This is a genomic window from Halorhabdus sp. CUG00001 (assembly GCF_009797925.1).
GTDB lineage: Archaea > Halobacteriota > Halobacteria > Halobacteriales > Haloarculaceae > Halorhabdus.
The window spans coordinates 1,107,487-1,127,132 of record NZ_VOLB01000001.1; the positions used below are offsets into that span (position 1 = coordinate 1,107,487).

At 62.7% G+C, this 19,646-nt stretch carries 18 protein-coding genes; 7 read left to right on the forward strand and 11 right to left on the reverse strand.

Features of this window, described 5'->3' with window-relative positions; translation table 11 throughout:
• Positions 1-30: 30 nt before the first annotated feature.
• Positions 31-498 carry a hypothetical protein gene (locus tag FR699_RS05495; RefSeq protein WP_158854605.1) on the reverse strand — a complete coding sequence of 156 codons (468 nt, stop codon included), beginning with the start codon at positions 496-498 and terminating at the stop codon, positions 31-33.
• Positions 499-575: 77 nt separating this feature from the next.
• Here FR699_RS05495 and FR699_RS05500 point away from each other — a divergent pair, with 77 nt between their 5' ends.
• Together FR699_RS05500 and FR699_RS05505 are read left to right on the forward strand one after the other, a co-directional pair.
• Positions 576-1,445 (forward strand): CbiX/SirB N-terminal domain-containing protein, encoded by an 870-nt coding sequence (locus tag FR699_RS05500; RefSeq protein WP_158854607.1) that lies wholly within the window; start codon positions 576-578, stop codon positions 1,443-1,445.
• Between the two features lie 101 nt (positions 1,446-1,546).
• Positions 1,547-2,656: a DR2241 family protein gene (locus FR699_RS05505; RefSeq protein WP_158854609.1), complete on the forward strand. Its 1,110-nt coding sequence runs from the start codon at positions 1,547-1,549 to the stop codon at positions 2,654-2,656.
• A gap of 6 nt (positions 2,657-2,662) precedes the next feature.
• Here the strand turns inward: FR699_RS05505 and FR699_RS05510 are convergent, their stop codons facing one another.
• The 3 genes from FR699_RS05510 to FR699_RS05520 all read right to left on the reverse strand — a co-directional run bounded on the left by FR699_RS05510 (position 2,663) and on the right by FR699_RS05520 (position 4,986).
• Positions 2,663-3,220: a hypothetical protein gene (locus FR699_RS05510; RefSeq protein ID WP_154551391.1), complete on the reverse strand. Its 558-nt coding sequence runs from the start codon at positions 3,218-3,220 to the stop codon at positions 2,663-2,665.
• 33 nt (positions 3,221-3,253) lie between these two features.
• Positions 3,254-3,448 carry a methytransferase partner Trm112 gene (locus FR699_RS05515; protein WP_154551390.1) on the reverse strand — a complete coding sequence of 65 codons (195 nt, stop codon included), beginning with the start codon at positions 3,446-3,448 and terminating at the stop codon, positions 3,254-3,256.
• Positions 3,449-3,606: 158 nt separating this feature from the next.
• Complete coding sequence (locus FR699_RS05520; RefSeq protein ID WP_154551389.1) at positions 3,607-4,986, reverse strand: adenylosuccinate synthase; 1,380 nt, start codon at positions 4,984-4,986, stop codon at positions 3,607-3,609.
• A 164-nt stretch (positions 4,987-5,150) separates the two neighbouring features.
• Here FR699_RS05520 and FR699_RS05525 point away from each other — a divergent pair, with 164 nt between their 5' ends.
• A complete protein-coding gene (locus FR699_RS05525; RefSeq protein WP_154551388.1) occupies positions 5,151-5,456 on the forward strand; it encodes a hypothetical protein in 306 nt (101 codons plus the stop codon).
• Between the two features lie 23 nt (positions 5,457-5,479).
• Here the strand turns inward: FR699_RS05525 and FR699_RS05530 are convergent, their stop codons facing one another.
• Entirely contained in the window at positions 5,480-8,062 is a 2,583-nt protein-coding gene (locus tag FR699_RS05530; RefSeq protein WP_158854611.1) for a hypothetical protein, read from the reverse strand.
• A gap of 118 nt (positions 8,063-8,180) precedes the next feature.
• Here FR699_RS05530 and FR699_RS05535 point away from each other — a divergent pair, with 118 nt between their 5' ends.
• The 4 genes from FR699_RS05535 (at position 8,181) to FR699_RS05550 (ending at position 11,315) form a co-directional block, all read left to right on the forward strand.
• Positions 8,181-8,570, forward strand: a complete 390-nt coding sequence (locus FR699_RS05535) for a cox cluster protein (protein ID WP_158854613.1) — start codon at positions 8,181-8,183, stop codon at positions 8,568-8,570.
• Between the two features lie 79 nt (positions 8,571-8,649).
• The gene (locus FR699_RS05540; protein ID WP_158854615.1) at positions 8,650-8,922 is read left to right on the forward strand and encodes a DUF6684 family protein; all 273 of its coding nucleotides are present in this window, start codon (positions 8,650-8,652) and stop codon (positions 8,920-8,922) included.
• A 188-nt stretch (positions 8,923-9,110) separates the two neighbouring features.
• Positions 9,111-10,874, forward strand: coding sequence for a cytochrome c oxidase subunit I (locus tag FR699_RS05545; RefSeq protein ID WP_158855713.1), 1,764 nt, complete (start codon positions 9,111-9,113; stop codon positions 10,872-10,874).
• A gap of 168 nt (positions 10,875-11,042) precedes the next feature.
• Complete coding sequence (locus tag FR699_RS05550) at positions 11,043-11,315, forward strand: hypothetical protein (protein ID WP_158854617.1); 273 nt, start codon at positions 11,043-11,045, stop codon at positions 11,313-11,315.
• A 19-nt stretch (positions 11,316-11,334) separates the two neighbouring features.
• Here the strand turns inward: FR699_RS05550 and acs are convergent, their stop codons facing one another.
• The 6 genes from acs to FR699_RS05580 form a co-directional block, all read right to left on the reverse strand.
• Positions 11,335-13,347, reverse strand: a complete 2,013-nt coding sequence (gene acs / locus FR699_RS05555; RefSeq protein WP_158854619.1) for an acetate--CoA ligase — start codon at positions 13,345-13,347, stop codon at positions 11,335-11,337.
• A 170-nt stretch (positions 13,348-13,517) separates the two neighbouring features.
• Positions 13,518-14,318 (reverse strand): CBS domain-containing protein, encoded by an 801-nt coding sequence (locus tag FR699_RS05560; protein WP_154551384.1) that lies wholly within the window; start codon positions 14,316-14,318, stop codon positions 13,518-13,520.
• A 63-nt stretch (positions 14,319-14,381) separates the two neighbouring features.
• Complete coding sequence (locus FR699_RS05565; protein WP_158854621.1) at positions 14,382-15,944, reverse strand: DHH family phosphoesterase; 1,563 nt, start codon at positions 15,942-15,944, stop codon at positions 14,382-14,384.
• A 64-nt stretch (positions 15,945-16,008) separates the two neighbouring features.
• A complete protein-coding gene (gene lrpA1 / locus FR699_RS05570; RefSeq protein WP_154551382.1) occupies positions 16,009-16,437 on the reverse strand; it encodes an HTH-type transcriptional regulator LrpA1 in 429 nt (142 codons plus the stop codon).
• 105 nt (positions 16,438-16,542) lie between these two features.
• Positions 16,543-17,478, reverse strand: coding sequence for a thiamine pyrophosphate-dependent enzyme (locus tag FR699_RS05575; protein WP_154551381.1), 936 nt, complete (start codon positions 17,476-17,478; stop codon positions 16,543-16,545).
• Between the two features lie 2 nt (positions 17,479-17,480).
• Positions 17,481-19,379, reverse strand: a complete 1,899-nt coding sequence (locus FR699_RS05580; protein WP_158854623.1) for a 2-oxoacid:acceptor oxidoreductase subunit alpha — start codon at positions 19,377-19,379, stop codon at positions 17,481-17,483.
• Positions 19,380-19,646: the final 267 nt, after the last annotated feature.

The window sequence follows — 19,646 nt, forward strand, 5'->3', positions numbered from 1 at the left end:
CCTCGCCGGCAGTGGCAGTTGCGACGCCCACTACACCAGTGCTTCGAGAAACTGCACGACCTGTGGGCCGTCCCGGCGATCGACCACGACGACGAGCGATTCGTCTGCGACGCCCGCCGCTTGCACAACCACGTCTTCGGCCACCAAGCGGGCGCACACACGAGTCAGCAACGATGGGTCGACGTCCCCATCGACCAGCACTGCCGTCAGAGACCCCTCTCCCGAGGCGAATGTCGCGTCATCGACCATCAGGAGGCCGTCGTCGGCATCCTCGACACGGCCAACCCCGCTGTGCATCGTGACGCGTGCCGACCGGTCCGGTTCGTCGCGGTCGGCCAGTTCCTCGCCGTACCGACGGAGCGCGGCGGCGACAGCATCTTCCTCGCCCACGTCGAGGAGCCGAGCGGCCGCAGAGTAGTTGATCACCCCGGCCCGCAACGCCTCGTGGACGAACGGCCGTGCCCGGACGGCCTCTCGGGCCTGCTCTGCGAGCGTCATATCCATCCGTGTGACCGGTAGTCGCATAAATCCCCAGTAGGCCAACGGCTAAGACGACCCTCGGCCAACAGCCGGCCATGCCCGCACTCGTCGTCGCTGCCCACGGTTCCCACCTCAATCCGGCGTCGAGCCGGCCGGCCCACGAGCACGCCCGGCGGCTCCGTGCGACCGGGGCGTTCGATACCGTCCAGCCCGCCTTCTGGAAGGAACAGCCCCACTTCCGGGAGGCCCTCCGGACCGTCCCCAGCGAGGAGGTCTATCTGGTGCCGCTGTTCATCAGTGAGGGGTATTTCACCGAGCAGGTGATCCCCCGGGAGTTCCGCCTTGCAGGCTGGAGCGGCTGGGAGTCGGATGGGACCAGCGCCGTCGCGGCGACGCTCTCGGCCCAAGACACCGCCCAGACCGTCCACTACTGTGGCCCCGTGGGGACTCACGACGCGATGAGCGACGTGATCGTCCGCCGTGCGGAGTCGGTCACCGGCGATCCCGACGTGGGTGAGGGTGTCGGACTGGCCGTTGTCGGCCACGGCACCGAACGCAACGAGAACTCGGCGAAGGCCGTCAGGTATCACGCCGATCGGATCCGTGCTCGGGACCGCTTTGGGGAAGTCCAGGCGCTGTTCATGGACGAGGAGCCGGCAGTCGACGACGTGACGGATTACTTTGAGAGTAATGACGTGGTCGTCGTCCCCCTGTTCATCGCTGACGGCTATCACACCCAAGAGGACATTCCCGAGGACATGGGGCTGACAGACGATTACCGGACCGGTTGGGACACGCCCGCTACCGTCGACGGCCATCGGATCTGGTATGCCGGTGCCGTCGGGACAGAGCCGTTGCTGGCCGAAGTCGTCGCCGAGCGGGCAGCCGACGCCGGGGCCGAGGTCAACGATAGGCTTAGAACCGAGCCTGAACGAAGCGGCGACGATACCGTATCGTTCTGTTGAGAGAGCGACCACCTCCGGAGCGACGGCGAGATGGCCCGCGCGTGTCAGCGAACAGTTGCCGGTGGCGGAGTGTTTTATCCGCTGTCGGCCCTGGAACGCGTATGGACCGCGATCCGGTCGAGGCGCTTGCCAAAGCGGCAGCGGATGGCGTCGAGTTCGATGGACTCTCGGCTCGTCTGGACGGAGAGAGGCTCCACGTGGCCACAGAAGGATCAACGACGACCGTCGCCGCCGACGGGACGCTTGCGGACCTGCCTGCCCCCCTGGCGGCCTCCGTCACCAACTGGTTCTACTGGGACGCCATCGCCCCCGAGCAATCGGCCGGACGGGCGTTTCTTCGGTGGCTCGAAGGGGCAAGCGAGGGCGAGCAGTCGACGGTCCCCGAACGCTACGACGCCCTCGAAACTGGCGTGAGCCGGGAATGGGGGCAACTGCTACTGACGGCGCGGCTGGCCGACCAGGGGACACGTCGATACGAGGTCCGGCACGTCGACGACCAGGACGTTCCCATCAGCGAGCTTGCAGTCAAGACGGCTCTGGACGACGCGACGGCGATCGCCAGACGCGACGACCGTGATCGGTACCGACCGCTCAAAACCGCACCGACGTTGCCAAGGGGCTGGGTGTTCCCCGACCTCGACCCCGACGCCGTACTCTCGATTGTGGGCGAGTTGTATCCGGCGACGATCGAGAACTGGTATCGCGAGCGCGAGGGCGACCTGGACGTGACTCACTACCGCGAGGCCGCCCAGCGCCAGACGGGTCGGTATCAGTCGGTCTCAGAACTCCCGTCCGAAGCCCTCCAGTGGGCGGCCGAGGCCTGCTGTGTCGACCCAGAGTGTCTCAAGCGACGCGAGTGGGACGAAACCGAAGACGAGGTACTCGACGTGCCGCGAGGTGACGGGTCGTTCCCCTGTCGAGAGCCGTGTTCGCTGTTCGTCGCTGCCGCCAAGGAGTGGACGAGTCTCGAAGACGAGGCGACACGGACCTACGAGATCGAGCTCACGCCAAGCGAGCGCGACCAGCTCGAAGCCATCGTCGAGGCCGTCGCCGGCGGCCAGACTGACCAGATTCGGGAAGCCGATCTTGGCGCGGGTGCCAACCGATACCGAGCGCGATATCTTCGAGCCAAGCGCTTCGAGGGCGACGCGTCGGGTGCGTTCGAGATGGCTGACGGAAGCGACCCAAGCGAAGAGCACACGACGGAGTGAGCTTTATCACTCGAAAACGAGGACGTACCCGGCCACGAGGACACCAATCAGAACGGCGACCGCGCCGACCGCAACGACGAACTGTTTGAGGAGGACGGCAACAGCGAGGGCGAACACCAGAGCCACGAGAGCCAGGCCAATCACCGGGAGTGCTGGACTCGCTTCGAAGACGCTGTCAGTGGACTCCGGCTCGGTGGGCTGGGGGTGGGCTAAGGACTCGTCGACCGTGACTGAGCCGTTGGCCTCCTCGGGTTCAGTGAGCACGATATCGACGTACCGGGTCGTCGCCCCGTACCCGCTGACGATCTTGAGTTTGCCCCGTTGGGTAACGCCGTCCTGGACTGAGACCGTAACGAAGCGTTCGTGATTGCCGTCGACGTAGTGATTGGTCGCTTCGAGTCTCGCAACGTCAGACAGGGAATCATCGAGGTGGAGGTGGACGTGTGACGGTTCGCCGTGATTGATCAGCCGGATCGGGAACGTTCCCGTCGTTTCGTAAGACGGAGGCACCCCTAGGTCGTGGAGTTGCTCACGGTTGACGTGGACGGGAAGCGGATCAGCCACACCTGATAGTCCGCAGGGACTGGTAAAAAAGCTTCAGGCCGGGGCATCCTCCCGCATATCAGGCGGGAGGAGGTTCGGAATGCCGTCTTCGATGGGGTACGTTTCGCCACACTCGTTGCAGGTCAACGTGCCGGCGACGATCTCGCCGTCCTCGCGTTCTGCCACGTCGAGTTCGAGGTCGTGTTTGTCCAGCGGACAGCAGATGATGTCCATCAGCTCTTCGTGCATACCACATGCCTGGCTCCCGCGGGCCAAAAGCGTGCCGCTCGACGTGAAGGCTGAAGCAGGACGGTCCCCATCTCACCGGGCCAGCGATGGCACAACTCCACTGACGTGCATGTCGCCGAGGCCGTCCAGAGACAAGCGACCGCGAGTATCGAGGCCACTCAGTACGGGCGCTGGCGGACGATCGTATCCTCACGCGAGGGGCCGATCCCGATCGCGTAGATCGGGACGTCGAGATCGTCGCTCAGGAACTCCAGGTAGGTGCGGGCATTCTCCGGCAGCGCCTCGTAGCCATCCTCGGCGATCGCGTCCCAGTCGTGGTCCTCCCAGCCCTCGAAGCGTCGGTAGACGGGCTCACAGTCAGCCCACCGCTCGGTCGTCGGAGGGATCGTCTCCACACGGTCGCCATCGAGTTCGTAGGCAGTCGCGACCTGCAGTTCGTCCAGTCCGGCAAGCGTATCGACGTGGTTGATCGCCAGTCCAGTGAAGCCGCTCACTCTGGTCGAGTGACGCAACATCGGCAGATCGAGCCAGCCGACCCGTCGCGGACGGCCAGTGACAGTGCCGTACTCGTCGCCAGCCTCGCGAATGTACGTCGCGAGTTCCTCGTCGTCGCCATCACCCTGTTGGTCGTAGCCGGGCGTGTCACCGACGACGCCGCCCAGTTCTGTCGGCAGGGGGCCGCTCCCGACCCGCGTGAGGTAAGCCTTGACGATCCCGATGACCTCACCGTCACCGATAACGCCCGGTGCGAGCCCGGTGCCGACTGTCGCCCCACCTGCGGTCGGATTCGAGGAGGTCACGAACGGATAGTTGCCGTGGTCGATATCGATGACCGTCCCCTGAGCCCCTTCGAGCATGAGGTTGTTACCCGACTCGCGAGCGTCAGTAAGGTACGCCCCGGCATTGACGGCCATGCCTGCACGTTCGATGCGGCGGCCGTACTCGCTGAACTCCTCGAACAGTGCGTCGATGTCGAAGGCATTGGGATACTCCTCGAAGCCGTCGGGATCCAGACCGTACACGTCCTCGACGACGGCTCGTTTCTGCGGGACGATATACTCCAGGCGCTCGCGGAGGACCGCGGGGTCGAGTAAGTCACCGATCCGGACCCCGCGGCGGCCGGCCTTGTCCTCGTAGGTCGGGCCGATGCCGCGGCCAGTCGTCCCGACTTCCTGGTCGTCTTCGCTTTTGACGTCTTCCTCGATGCCGTCGAGCACGCGGTGGAACGGGAGAATGACGTGTGCCCGCTCGGCGACTCGAACGTCCGGGTCGAGGCCACGATCGGCGAGCATTTCCAGTTCGTCGAACAGCGTCCGTGGATTGATGACACAGCCGTTACCGAGGACGCCCACTTTACCCCGGATCGCACCGCTGGGAACGAGTGAGAGTTTGTACTCCTCGCCGGCATGACACACGGTGTGTCCGGCGTTGTCTCCGCCCTGATAACGGACGACAACATCGGCGTCGTCGCTGTAGAGGTCGACAACGCGGCCCTTCCCTTCGTCGCCTAACTGCGACCCGACAATCGTGACAGTCATTATCTCCGGGTTTTTTCCCTCCCGATAAACCGATTTCGGTCCCGTAGCTCTGGTAGTGACTCTATCACAAGGGTTATATCCCCGCTCACTCAAGCTCACACGAGGAAATTCTTCGTGGACGGACAACAACCTTTAAACCCTCCGAACACAAGTTAACACGTGCCATGATAGATAGGCTTGAGAAAGAAGTGGACATGCTGGAGCGACATCTGCAGGTTCTGCGGATGGTCATCGAGAATGAACCGATCGGCATCGTGAAGATGTCCAACGAGACAGGCTACCCGCATCACAAGGTGCGGTACTCGCTTCGCGTACTCGAAGAAGAGAACCTCATCGAGCCGTCCAGCCAGGGAGCGATCACGACCGAGCAGACCCAGGAATTCGTCGACGACCTCGACGAGAAAGTCGACCAGACGATCGAGAAACTGGAAGGCATGAAGATCGAGGACGCAGCCCAAGTCGAGAGTTAATCGGGACGGTTCTACCCGTTGACTCACAGTTCGGGGACAGCCATGTGGAACTGTTCTTCGCGCGCTTCGACCAGACAGAGGTGAAAGCCCTGCTTGCGGGAGATTTTGACGTAACTCTCCCGTTTGTCTCGGCTCAGGAGACCGCCACCAGTCGCGTCGGCAGCCGTCTCCAGAGCACCGGGTTCGAAGAAACTCGACGTGACGAACATCGCCGCGGCGAGGCTGGCGTTCGATTCGCCGATGCGAGTGGCGGCCGTGACCAGCGAGGACATCTGGTCTTCGGTGGCAGCCTGTCGGGAATCGTTGATGTTTGCGACGATCAGTGGGTTGCCCATCCGGTCACGCAACACCACGTCGAAAGATTCCTGTGACCGTTTCGTCTGACCGTCTTCCGTGTATTCGACAGCCGTCGTGCCGTTGAGTTCGATCCGGTCGATCCGGGGCAGCGCGTCGTAGAGGTCTGCAAGCGCGTCCTGGTGTCCCGTATCGCGTATCTCGAAGAGTAGCTGCCGGACGATCCACGAAACGTAGCGATGCTCGACAGTACTGTGTAAGAACGATTCGAAGGAATCCCCGGAAACGACCGTCCCCTCCGTCTCGAACTGGGTGTGGGATTCGACATCGAGGTTTTGGTTGACGTCGGCCCGTGTAGCGCCGTTCTCGTAGGCTGATTTCAGCGTCGGCTCCCCTTTCGAGGCGTATCTGACAAACAGGTCAGTACCATCTAAGGCCTCCTGCTGTCCGAGCCGTCGTTCGGGGGTCTCGCCGTCGGTGCCGTCGTGGGCCTCGAGTTGGGATGAGAGCATCTCCCGTTCCTCACGGAGATCAGACAGTTCCTCACGGAGTTCGGACAGTTCGTCCTCCAATCGCTCTACTTGTGCCTGTAGGTCGTCACGCTCGGTTTCGAGTTCGTCACGTTCCCGTCGAGTCGTTTCGAGATTCGCTTCGAGGGTTTCGATGCGCTGTTCACGGTCCGCGATGGTTTCTCGAAGCGCCGCGACCGTCTCGGTCTCAGCTTGTGGCTCGGGTTCGGGCTCGGTGGCTGATTCGGACTCACTTGACGGGGGGGCCGCCGCGTTGGGTTGTTGCTTCTCAGACGTGCCAGCCGTGGCCGTGTCCGTGGATTGGCTCGCCTCGGTGGCTTCACTCTGGCCGCTTGAACGGTGCTCGTTTGCCGGTTCGGGTTCGCTGGTTGATGGTAGGTTGGCTGACTCCCCAGTCGGGACCTCGGGCTGGCGCTCGCGCTCGTCGCCGTTCCAAGTGCGGTCGGGATCCAGTGATGGAAGCGTCCGGGTTTCTAATTCGACAGCCTCCCCGGACGAGGGCGATCCACCGGAACGGGACGGAGACCGGTCGGCCGGACGATCGGCACCGCTCGTTCCGGTCTCCCGTCGCTGGTCGGCCGTCGGCGACTGCCCGGACGAAGCAGGCCCTTCGGTGGCCGTGTCCGCCGACTGGTCGCGATCCCCCGACGGACGATCAGTCGTCGTTCTCTCCGGCGTGTCCGTGTCGGTTTCCGTCGTCGGTCGTGTCGACTCGGCCGCCGCTGTGGACCCTTGTGCGCGTCGGTCCGCTCCGTCGAGGCGCTCCTGGGTAGCCGTTTCGGCAGGCGTCGTCGATTCGGGATCGGTCTCCGTCGTGGGCGATTCAGCCGCCGTCTCGGGGGGAGCCGATTCGCCCGCCGCCGACTCACTGTCTTGTGCGACCGGTTCCGTCCTTGCTGCAGCGTTGGCGTCCGTTCCGGTCTCGCTCCTCGACTCGGCAGTTGGCTCACTGGTCGAGTCGTCTGTCCGAGCACGTTCGGTCGAGACAGCCCCATCTGACGTGGCGGCCTCGGGCTGCCCACCGGTGGTGTCGGGCTCTTGGACCGTCGACGGCGTTGCTGTCTCGTCGGTTGGCGTTTCCGCGGGGTCGGCCGAATCCGGCTCGGAATCGTCGGGTGCGGTATCGTTGGCCGCCTCGGCGTCAGTATCAGCGGAGACGGGCACGTCAGAATCCTCGTCCTCAGCCGCCGGTGTGTCCGAGGACCCGGCGGCAGCCTCGGCTGAGGACGCAGGCGGCGTCTCGGGCTCGGGGATCTCGACTGGTTCGATATCGACCGGCCGAACCTCGTAGATCCCCACTTCGTCGTCGGCCCGCTGGAAAGCCTCGTCTTCGACGAGCAACTGGGCACTCTCACCGACGAAGGCAACGCTCATCGAGCGGCCACTGTGATAGACGACGTAGTAATCCCCGCTGAGAACGTTCTCGGAAAGTTGGATGAAACCCGTGAATCCGCCGTCCGAGAGCGTCGAGTCGACCTTCGAAAGTGGCGTATCCTCGGTGTAGTACTTCCCTCGAACCTCGTCGCTGCGCTCTTGCATGACGATCAGCAGGGGAAGGGCCGGCGTCGGGGCGGTATACGCGGTCCCATCGGCATCTTCGAAATCGTCGATAGATCCACCGACGATGCCGACGACAGTACCGTTGAGCATACAGAGCGTGCCGCCGGTGGCCCGAACAACGCCGGAAAACTCCCGGTCTGTGAGCGTCTGCAGCCCCCGATAGCCTCCCTCGAACGAGCGGGTCTCCCACTGCTCGACTCGCTCGATGGCTTGTGTGGTCATTGTGACGAACAAGTCCCATGCGAGCCATATACTTTGCGCCCGCGTGCCGTGCAGCGTCGATCCCCGCCAGACCGGCCGCCTCCGACGGACCTTTCCGGTCGGCAAGCCAACCAGGAGTATGAGCGAGCAGGCCAAGGCAACGGGAGAGTTTCGCCGCGCGAGCCCCTGGCCGGTGTTCATCGCGCTCGGCTTCGCGCTCGCGGAGCTGGGTATCTTCGTCGGCTACTTCGCGGTCGCCGTCGGCGGCCTGCTGTTGCTCGGCGGGAGTGTCGCCGGTATCCTCGTCGAGTCGGGCTACGCGAAGCGCCTCTGGCGGCCCCTTGCCGGCCTCGGCGTCGCATTCGGCCTCTTCGGCGTCGGAATGGTGGCAAGTCAGGTTGACCCCGCAACCCTAGATGTCCTCGGCGTCGTGACCGATCCGAACGGCATCGTGGGGCGAGGGCTCGCAGTCGTTGGGAGTGGCGCGATTCTGGTCGCCATCGGGATCGCTGGCTCTCTGGCGGAGTGAACGCGGAGTGAGTGAGCGCTGGGACGGCGCGATTTCCGGTTCCAACAGTCTATTTATCCGTACTGCCGAACGTTCGGGCATGGAAATCGGTCCGCTCGACCACGAGACCCTACTCGATCTGACCGTCAACGTCATTCCGTTGGGGATGCTCGTGTTCTTCTTCGTCGCGTTCATCGTCGCCAGCCCCTTCGGCTGGAACAGCGTCACATCCGGCCTGCAACTGGGGATCGTCGGTACGATGATGGTCCTGCTCACCATCTTGACCTACTACTCCGGCCGGGCGATCGCCAACGCTGAACGCGATGGCGAATCCGAAGAGCCCCCGGGCGTACTCCCCGAAACACGGGAGTGAAACGGGAGAGTGTGGCGACAACGGACGACCGTGAAGACAGTATTTTCCGTTCGCCGAACAGCCACGATAAAACCCCTCAATATCAGGGGACGGTCACGTAAGGGAATGGTGCCGCCAACACACACTTTTTGTACGGCCCACGCTGACTGACGTCTATGGCAGGACAGCAGCTCGCGTTGACGGTGCTGATGGGGCTCGTCCTGGTCGGGGTCGCTGCGATCCTCACGCGGATCGAGGATTGGCGGCGATACACGCCCCTGGCCGGTGGCGGCGCCGTCGCCGTCGGCGAGGATACCGGATACGGCCACCGCGAAAAGCCCTCGGGTGTGACCAGGTGGCTCACGACCGTCGATCACAAGGACATCGGCATTCTCTACGGCGTCTTCGCACTCCTCGCGCTGGCGATCGGTGGACTGATGGTGATGGTCATGCGGTTCGAACTGATCACGCCAGCATCGGACGTGGTTAGTCCCCAGTTCTACAACGCGTTGCTGACGAGTCACGGCATCACGATGCTGTTTTTGTTCGGTACGCCGATCATCGCGGCCTTCGGGAACTACTTCGTGCCGTTGTTGATCGGGGCCGACGACATGGCCTTCCCGCGGATCAACGCCATCGCGTTCTGGTTGTTGCCCCCCGGCGCGCTCCTCATCTGGGGTGGCTTTCTCGTCCCCGGGATCGCACCCGCCCAGACCAGCTGGACGATGTACACGCCGCTATCGGTCGAACAGGCCCACGTCGGCGCGGACCTCATGCTTCTGGGGTTGCACCTGACTGGCGTCTCGGCGACGATGGGGGCGATCAACTTCATCGTGACAATCTTCACCGAACGTGGTGATGATGTCAGCTGGGCCAACCTCGACATTTTCTCCTGGACGATGCTCACCCAGTCGGGACTGATCCTCTTCGCGTTCCCGCTGCTTGGCAGTGCCATCGTCATGCTGTTGCTCGATCGGAACCTCGGGACGCTGTTCTACGCGGTCGGAGAAGGTGGCGGCCCGATCCTCTGGCAACACCTCTTTTGGTTCTTTGGCCATCCGGAAGTGTACATCCTCGTGCTCCCCCCGATGGGCCTGATCAGCTACATCATTCCGCGCTTTGCCGGCCGGAAACTGTTCGGGTTCAAGTTCGTCGTCTACTCGACGCTGGCGATTGGGGTGCTCTCCTTTGGCGTCTGGGCCCACCACATGTTCTCGACCGGGATCGATCCACGCCTGCGAGCCTCGTTCATGGCAGTGTCACTCGCCATTGCGATACCCAGCGCCGTGAAGACGTTCAACTGGATCACGACGATGTGGAACGGCCGAATTAGACTGGCGGCACCGATGCTGTTCTCGATCGGATTCATCTCGAATTTCATCATCGGTGGCGTGACCGGTGTCTTCCTGGCTGCCATTCCGGTCAATCTCGTTCTCCACGACACCTACTACGTCGTCGGGCACTTCCACTACATCGTCATGGGGGCGATCGCCTTCGCGGTGTTCGCGGGCATCTACTACTGGTTCCCCATCTTCACGGGGAAGATGTACCAGCGGACCTTGGCGAAGTGGCACTTCTGGCTGTCGATGATCGGCACCAACGTGACCTTCTTCGCGATGCTGTTGCTCGGGTACATGGAGATGCCGCGCCGATACGCGAGCTACGATATGGTCACGGTCGGCCCACTCGAGGCCCAAACACTGCTCCACCAAGCCGCGACCGTCGGCGCGGTCATCCTCCTGATCGGGCAACTGATCTTCGTCTGGAACGTCGTCTCCTCGTGGCTCGACGCCCCGAAGGTGACCGACGCCGACCCGTGGGATCTCAAGCAGTCCGGGCTGTACACCCGCGAGTTCGGCTGGCACGCCGACCGGCTCACTGCAGCCGACGGCGGCCAACAACAGGCCGTTACTGATGGCGGCCAACAGCCCACAGTAACCGACGACCCGCCGCGCCGCGAAACCGACGAGTAAGCGAGTCACTCCTGTCGCATTTTGTTACCCGATCACGAGAACGAACGCGGCGATGCCCATCATCAGCGCGATCGCAACCAGTGCCACAAACAAGAGTTCTTTCTCTTCCATACCGGCTCTTTGGTCGGGACGTGAAAAGCCTAATCGGCTCCGGCACGTAGTGTGGCTGTGTCAATCAGGACTGTCAACAGGGGCCGCCGAGTCGTTATCGCCATCTATCTCGTGGTCATCGCTATCGCCGGACTGATGGGGGCGATCCTCGGAGCCACACGACCGGATATCGTCGATCCGGTACTGTTTGGCGTGGTGTCACTCCCGGCCTCCCCGCTGGGCATGGCCGCGTACGGAATGATTACAGTTGCCCTTGCTCTCGGTGTCCTGTTGGGTGCCGTCGCGTACGTCGCCGCACGGTTCGACACGCACGAGCCCGGAAGCGAGTAGTCCAGCCCAGCAGTCGGCTCTAGGTTCGCGGCGGTTGGCCGCCCGTTTGGACCTGTTTCCGGATCTGCTCGGGGACCGTTGGGTCCCGCAGCGTCGTCGTGTCGCCGAGGTCATCGCTGTTTGAGATGTTCTCCAAAACTCGTCGCATGATCTTCCCCGAGCGGGTTTTCGGCAGATCGGAGACGAACAGCACACGATCGGGGCGGGCGAAGGCACCGATCTGGTCTTCGACGGCCGCGACGACCTGCTTGCGGACGTCCGCACCGGCCTCGTCGCCGTCCCGAAGGACGACATAAACGTCCGGCACGTGGCCGCGCTCGGTATCCTCACGAGCGACGACAGCGGCCTCGGCAACGGCTTGGACTTCCGTGACGGCACTTTCCAGTTCCATCGTCCCGAGGCGGTGACCGGCAACGTTCATCACGTCATCGAGTCGGCCGAGAATGCGGTAGTACCCATCCTGGCCGTGGACTGCACCGTCGCCGGTCTCGTAGACCCACTCGCGCCAGTCGTCACTCTCAGTGTCCGAAAAGCGCTGCCAGTACTCGGCGATGAATCGCTCGTCGTCGCCATAGACCGTCTGGAGCATGCCCGGCCAGGGCCGTTCGATCACCAGATTGCCGGCCCGGCCACTCTCGGGTTCGATGTGTGTCCCATCGTCCTCGTAAAGGGCGGGCTGGATCCCCGGGCACGGGCGGCCCGCGCTGCCTGGCTTCATGTCGGCAAGCGCCGGGAGATTCGTGATCAGGTGGCCGCCAGTCTCGGTTTGCCACCAGGTATCGACGACAACCGCCTCGGCGTCGCCGACGTGCTCGTAGTACCACTCCCAGGCTTCGGGCTGGATCGGTTCACCGACGGTCGTGAGATGGCGAAAGTCGAAGTCGTGTCCCGCGAGGTGGTCGCTGCCCCACTTCATGAACTGCCTGATCGCCGTCGGTGACGTATGGAAAATGTCGACGTCGTAGCGTTCGGCAATCTCCCAGGTTCGCGATCGGTCGGGGAAATCCGGGGCACCTTCGTACATGAGGCTGGTCGTACCGAGTGCCAGCGGGCCATACACGATATACGAGTGGCCGGTGATCCAGCCGATGTCTGCACCACACCAGTAGGTATCCGTCGGCTTGATATCCAGCACGTACTTCGAGGTGCCCGCAGCGTAGGCAAGGTACCCACCAGTCCGGTGCTGGCAGCCTTTGGGCTTGCCCGTCGTCCCCGACGTATACATCAGGAACAGCGGATCTTCGGCATCGCGGGCGACCGGCTGAACGTCGGCACCCGCTTTCTCGGCGAGAACGTCGTCGACGAGGACGTACGGATCTTCGCCCGCGAGTTCGACCCCCGCTTCGAGATCGTCGTGGCGGGACCACAGCAGAGCCGTTTCGACGTCGGTAGCCGAATCAGCGAGGGCCTGATCGGCTTTGTCCTTGTGATCGAGCCACTCTCCGCGGCGATAATAGCCATCGATCGTCACAAGTACATCGCTGTCGGCGTCGGCCAGCCGGTCGGCCAGGGCGTTCGCCGAGAAGCCGGCAAACACCACCGAGTGGACGGCCCCGATCCGGGCACACGCGAGCATCGTGATCGGCAAGGCTGGCACCATCGGGAGGTGAAGCGTCACAACGTCGTCTTCGGACACACCGACTTCACGGAGAGTCGCTGCAACCTCGTTGACCCGGCGGTGGAGGTCCTGGTACGTCACGGTCCGTTGCTCACCGTCTTCACCCTCCCAGATGAGTGCAGCCTGGTTCTTCCGGTCGGCAAGGTGTCGATCGACGCAGTTTACCGACGCGTTGAGTGAGCCCCCGACAAACCACTCGAAGAACGGCGGATCACTTCCGTCGAAAGTCTCGTCCCACCGTGTCTCCCACGTTAGCAAGTCGGCGTATGCCTCGAATCCGTCGGGAAAGTCCCCGACACGATCGTAGATCGCTGGATCGCTGGCATTTGCCTGGCCGACGAACCGTGGCGGCGGCCGATGATAGTTCCGATCCGACAACCGTGCTTCCAGCCCCACTCCATCATTATCATTCATTAGTAACTCACGACAGTGACCTGCACACTCAGCTACATGAGCGTCAGCAAAGCGGCGACATTCCCTGGTATCAGGATCGTACCCGCAGGTATCGGGCGACGCGAAACCGCCACGAATCGGAGACCGTCAGGGCAGAGCCAACTCGCGGTGGATCAGACGCGCGAAGACGGTCACTCGTCGTCCTGGTACCGTTCGGTCTGCTCGACGAGTGGGTGACGGGCGTAGTCGACGATCGTGATGTCTTCGATCGAAGTCATGTCTTCGTCCTCGGCCGTCTTGGCCATCTCTAAGTCGACTGGTTCGTCGATGGTGATGACGTAGGCGTCCATTTCTTCGGTTCCGAGTTCGACAGCAGCGGTGGTCCGGTGGTGGCCGTCGGCCAACAACAGCTCACCGGCGTTGTCGATAACCACGAGCGGTTCAGCCAAGCCCCGCTCGATTTCGTACATACGGCCTTCGAGTTCGTCCCCGTAGACTTTCGTCTGGGTCGGCTTGAGGGTAGATAGTGAGACGACGCGACGTTCCTGGCCGGTTTCGGCGTCGTGGACGTCCTCGATCGTCTCTCGGAGCTCGTCGACCTTCTCGGGGGTCGCTCGCTCGATCTGGCTGCGAAGGACGTCAGTATTCGTGATGATGCCAACCAAGTCTCCGTCGTCGTCGACGACTGGCAGACGCTGGATGCCCGATCGCAGAATGACGCGGGCCGCGTCGTCGACATCCATCTCGGGGTGGCCGACCATCAGATCGGTCGACATCACCGTCTCGATCGTCACCGACTCATCAGCGAGGAGGAGATCGCTTGCGCTCACAAATCCCTGCACTTCTCGTCCGGTACAAACCGGAAATCCGCTGTGATCGCCACTCTCGGCGATCCGTCGTGCGACCTCACCTACCGTCTCGTCCGGGGCGACTGTCGCGACCTCGTGGGTCATGTATTCCTCGACAGTCGACGAAGTATCAGCACTGGCCATCGTCGTCACTGATGGTGTCTCGGTTGAAAAATCCCTCGCCAGCGCCCGCGGGACCGACAGTGGCTATTCCTCATCCGGTTGGGTGTCTCGAACACGCCACTCGCCTGCGTTGGACTCACGGCGATCCGGTTCGGACCCACCGGTGACCCAGCTGTCACTTTCGGGCACGTCGACTGCTGATTCGTCGCTTTGCCCGTAGGTCCCCAGGGACGCCCGCGAAGGATGTAAATCCAATACGTCCAGAAACTGATCGGCAACCAGCTCGTCGACGATATCCACGAGAGAAGGGTCGTCACCGTCGATCGATTCCAGTACCCCCAGTTCGATCTGTGCCCCCGCCATCTCCGCATGGCCGCCGGCACTCCCGATCTGTCCGAACGCAGCCCGCAGCGTCTCACCGAGGTCGAGATCGGTTCCACGAGAGCGCGCCGAGATGTAGACCGTCCCGTCGATGATTCCATACACGAGGGTCGTCGTGATCTCTTCGAGATTGAGGAGCCGATCAGCGGCCTGTGCCAGCGTATCGCGGTCGTTGATCGCCCCCACGCCACTCAACAGGACCGAGCCGTGGCGTTGTCGACGCCTGATCGCTGCAGCGATGGTCTCTACGGTGTCGGAACTGACGCTTGGATTCTCGACGCGTTCCAACCTGCCCAGATCGGCGTTCGCCAGGAGTTCAGCACCGGCCTCGAAGTCCGCGACCGAGACTTCCCGACTGAACTCGTCGGTGTCGACACGGATGCCGAACAAGAGGCCGGTTGCGACAGCCGGCTCGATATCGACCCCGAGTCGGCGATAGTAATCGACCAGTAGCGTACTCGTCGCGCCGGCATCGCTTCGGAGATCCGCGAACCGAGCGCTGACTGGCCCACGTGGCGGATGGTGGTCGATCACGATATCGACGGGCGTGTCCTCGGGCAGGCCATCGTTGACACCGGGCCGGGCGTGATCGACCAAGGCGAAGCCACCGAATTCGGTGAGGTCCGACTCGGCATCGAGGTTCCGAAGCTCGTATTCGAGGAGGTTGACCATCGCCCGATTCTCCTGATGGTTGATCGACCCGTAGTAACAGGCCTGTGCCGAACAGCCGAAATACTCGATGAGACGCCGTAATGCGACGGCGCTGGCGATCGCATCGGGATCGGGATTGTCGTGCATCACGACAGCCAGCGGACCGTCAATATCGGCCACCACTTTGCGCAGCTCGTGCATCGTCGTCTCGCCGGTCTCGACGCGTTCGGTCAGAAACGTCTCGAAGACAGCGGGAGGGTCGACGAGACGGTCGGCCAGATTGGCCAACGACTGACGAATGTCGGCCGGTGGTTCCAGACCGGCGTACGCCAGAAGAAACGCCGCTGGGAAAGCGTCGCGTGCGAGTTCGGCCGTTTCGAGGTTCCGTGCGGGGTCGTCCCCGGCAACGAGGACGCTGTCTGCGTCGGGGAGCGTTTCGAAGACGCCAGGCTCTGTCGGGTCCTCAACCGTCACGTCGACGGACGGAAATCGTTCGCGGAGCGCTGTTGCGCGCTCGCCGGGGACGACGACCACGACCCGGCCCGGACGGTCACTCAGGGTGTCGATCAGCGTCGCCCCGAGTCTCCCACAGCCCACCACCAGCCGGGTGCGCATGTCCCGACCGTGGGATCTACAGCCCCTAAAAACCTCCCTCCTGGCTCCGGCACGCGCCGGACGATCACTTCAGTCGTTCTTGAAGAAACGACGGATGAACGGCTGCAACCCCCTCGTGGGCCTCGATCTGGTCGTTGATGACGTCGCCAAGCGCGTCGCCGTCGGTCGCACGGACCTCGGCCATCAGCGTGTGGTCGCCACTGGATGTGTACAACGCTTCGATCGCCGAGACATCCTGTAGCGCGCGGGATACTTCGACGTAGGCCTCACTCTCGACGTCCACGCCGACGATAGCAATACTTTCACTCGGGAGTTTCTTGGGATCGACGTCTGCCGAATACCCGACGATGACGCCATCGTCTTCGAGTTGTTGAATGTACTTCCTGACAGTCGGCTTCGAGACACCTACCCGGTCTGCAATCTCGGCGTAGGAGGCCTGGGCGTCGTCCTCTAAGACGTCCAGGATACGCTCGGCCGTCGCTTCGGCGCTCATGAACCTGATTTTGTGATACGTGGAAAAATATCTTCCGAACGTGAAAGGGCTGGCCGGCTTTTTCAGCCGGCAACGCGTCCCATCACACGAGACGGGCCGCGGCGATTACGTGTGGTGTTCCAGCAGGTCGTAGCTGCGCTTCCACTCGGCGTCGTCGTCGAAGTACTTCTCTGCCAGGGGTTCCTCGGGCATCTCACCGGTAGCCTGCTTCTCCTCGGTGTAGGACGGCCGGTCCTCGTCGACGTAGAACCGACCGGTGAGGACCTCGCCCTCGTAGAGTTTCGATTCGACTTCGTACATCATCTGGGCCGCTTCTTCCCGATCAGTGTAGTCGAAGTCGTAGTCGTCGGACTGCTGGACGTCCGTATACGGGACGTACGATTTGGCGTCCTTGTTCCAGGTCGGACACTGGGTCAGGAAGTCGACGTGAGCGAACCCGTCGTGTTCGATGGCTTCCGCCAAGATTTCTGCCGCCTGGTTCGGGTTGGTGGCGGCGGTGCGGGCGACATAAGAGGCACCCGCGGTCAGCCCCAAACTCAGCGGTCGGATCGGATCTTTCGCCGAGCCGTGGGGCTGGGTCTTTGACTTGTGGCCCTTGGGGCTGGTCGGGGACGTCTGGCCTTTCGTCAGCCCGAAGATCTCGTTGTTGAACACGATATAGGTCATATCGTGGTTCTCACGGGCCGTGTGGATGAAGTGGTTCCCACCGATGCCGTAGCCGTCACCGTCACCGCCGGCGGCAACCACTTCGAGTGCCGGGTTGGCGAGTTTCGCTGCACGGGCGATCGGCAGCGACCGGCCGTGAATCGAGTGAAAGCCATAGGACTCGAAGTAGGAGTTGAGTTTGCTCGAACAGCCGATACCGGTCACCGTCAGCACTTCTTCGGGCGTCCGGCCGACTTCCGGCATCGCCTGCTTCAGCGCCTTGAGGACGCTGAAGTCACCACAGCCCGGACACCAGGTCGCCTGCGGTTCGATGCCGGGTGTATATTCTTCTGGGTCAATCTCGCGATCCTGGTCGATTGCGCTGAATGCACTCATGATTAGTCACCTGCCGCTGGGACGAACGTAGTCGAATCCCCCGGGACCTCCGGCTCGTTCTCGACGATCGCTTCGAAGCCCTCGACGATCTCGGCGGGTTCGAAGGGGTTCCCGTTGTACTTCAAGAGGCTCGACAGTTTGTCGCCGAAGCGACCGAGTTCCTTCTGGGTGAGTCCCTTGAACTGGCCACTGGCGTTCATCTCGACGACGACAGCTTCCTCGACGCTTTCGAGGAACTCGGTAACCTCGGTTTCGGGATAGGGCATCAGGTCGCTGACGCCGAGGGCCTTGACTGCCTGGCCGTTCTCGTTCAGGCGGTCGACGGCCTCGAAGACCGTACCTTGCTGGCTGCCCCACGTGATGATCCCGTAGTTGGCGTCGTCCGGGCCACGAGTGGCCTGATTGGAGGCGTCTTTCTCGTCGAGTTCCTCACGAATGCTGTCGAGTTTGCCCATCCGGCGGGCCATCTGTGCGACTCGGTTGTCCGGATCTTCCTCGATGTGACCGTACGCGTTGGTCTCGTTCCCGGACGTGAGATGGCGGCCACCTTCCTGGCCGGGGACCGTCCGCGGGCTGACGCCGCCTTCGACCTCGGCGTCGAAGCGTTTGAAGGTGCCCGATTCGTGGTGGGCAGCCTCCTTGATCTCTTCCTCGGAGAGGACCTCTCCAACGTCCGGATCCGGCTCCCGGTCGAAGAAGTCGATCGGGACCGACCGGAGTTCGCCCTCGATCTTCTGGTCGTAGACGACGATCGCCGGGATCTGGTAGTCGTAGGCGATCTCGAAGGCCAGTCGGGTCTGCTCGTAGGCTTCCTTGATTCCAGCGGGAGCAAAGACGACACGGTTGGAGTCGCCCTGGCTCGTATACAGAACGTGTTCGAGGTCGCCCTGCTCGGGCTTGGTCGGCATGCCCGTCGAGGGACCAGCCCGCATGGCTTCGACGAGGACGATCGGCGTCTCGGTCATCTCGGCGAGACCGAGCGGTTCGGACATCAGGGCGAATCCGCCACCCGAAGAGCCCGACATCGCCTTGACCCCGGTGTGGCTCGCACCCAGTGCCAGGGCCGCGGCGGCGATCTCGTCTTCGACCTGTTCGGCGATGCCACCGAACTCGGACATGTGCTGGGACATGATCGTGAACACTTCCGTCCACGGGGTCATGGGGTAGCCGGCGATGAACCGACAGCCGGCGTCCAGCGCGCCGTATGCGATGGCGTTCGAGCCGTTCATCAGGCCCAGTTCCTGTTCGTTCTCGCCGGTCGGAACAGTCAGATCGTGAGTGTGCTCGAACTCCTCGGCGCGCTCGTAGGCGTCTTCGAGGACGTTCAGATTGTCTTCTTGGATGTCGCCAGACATGTTCTGGCGGATCAGTTCCTCGAAGAACGACACGTCCATGTCGAGCAGCGCGGCCGTGACGCCGACACCAGCGGTGTTGCGCATGACGTCTCGACCGTGTTCCCGTGCGAGTTCCCGAAGGTTGACCGGATAGACGTGCCAGTCGTTCTCCTCGGCACGCTCTTCGAGATTCAGTTCCGCAACCTCGTCCTCGTCGAACAATCCTGTGTCGTAGACGATGATACCGCCCTCACGGAGTTCGTCCAAGTTCTCCGCGAGTGGCTTCAGTTCCTCGTTGCCATAATAGGCATCCTCGGAAGGGTTGCGAGCGAAACTATCGCCGAGCGATAGCAGGAAGTTGTACCCGTCGCCCCGGGAGGTGACTTCCTCGTCTTTGGCTCGTACTTCGACGTACGTGTGGCCGCCACGAATACGGGACGGATAGTGTCGATGGGTGAAAACGTTCAGCCCTGCCCGCATCAGGGCTTTCGCGAAGTTCTGGCTCGTCGAGTCGATTCCGTCACCGGAACCGCCAGCGATTCGCCAGATGAGTTCGTGTGCTGTCATTGAATATCATCGGCCCAGATGGTGCCGTACAGAACGGACGAACGGACCGACCAAAAGGGTTTGGCTTGTGTCAATTCCCGAATGATTGTGATAATACCTACGTAGGAACAGACCGAACGGTGTCGGGCGTGCTGCTGGGTGCCGGTATCGAGGGAGCTGAGAAGCTGACGCGGCGGTTACGGACCACGAAGCACACACCCGCCGACAGCCCTCAGAGATCGTTCTACGGGTCGAATGAGGGGGCGTATCACATGTCGACAGAGCTGT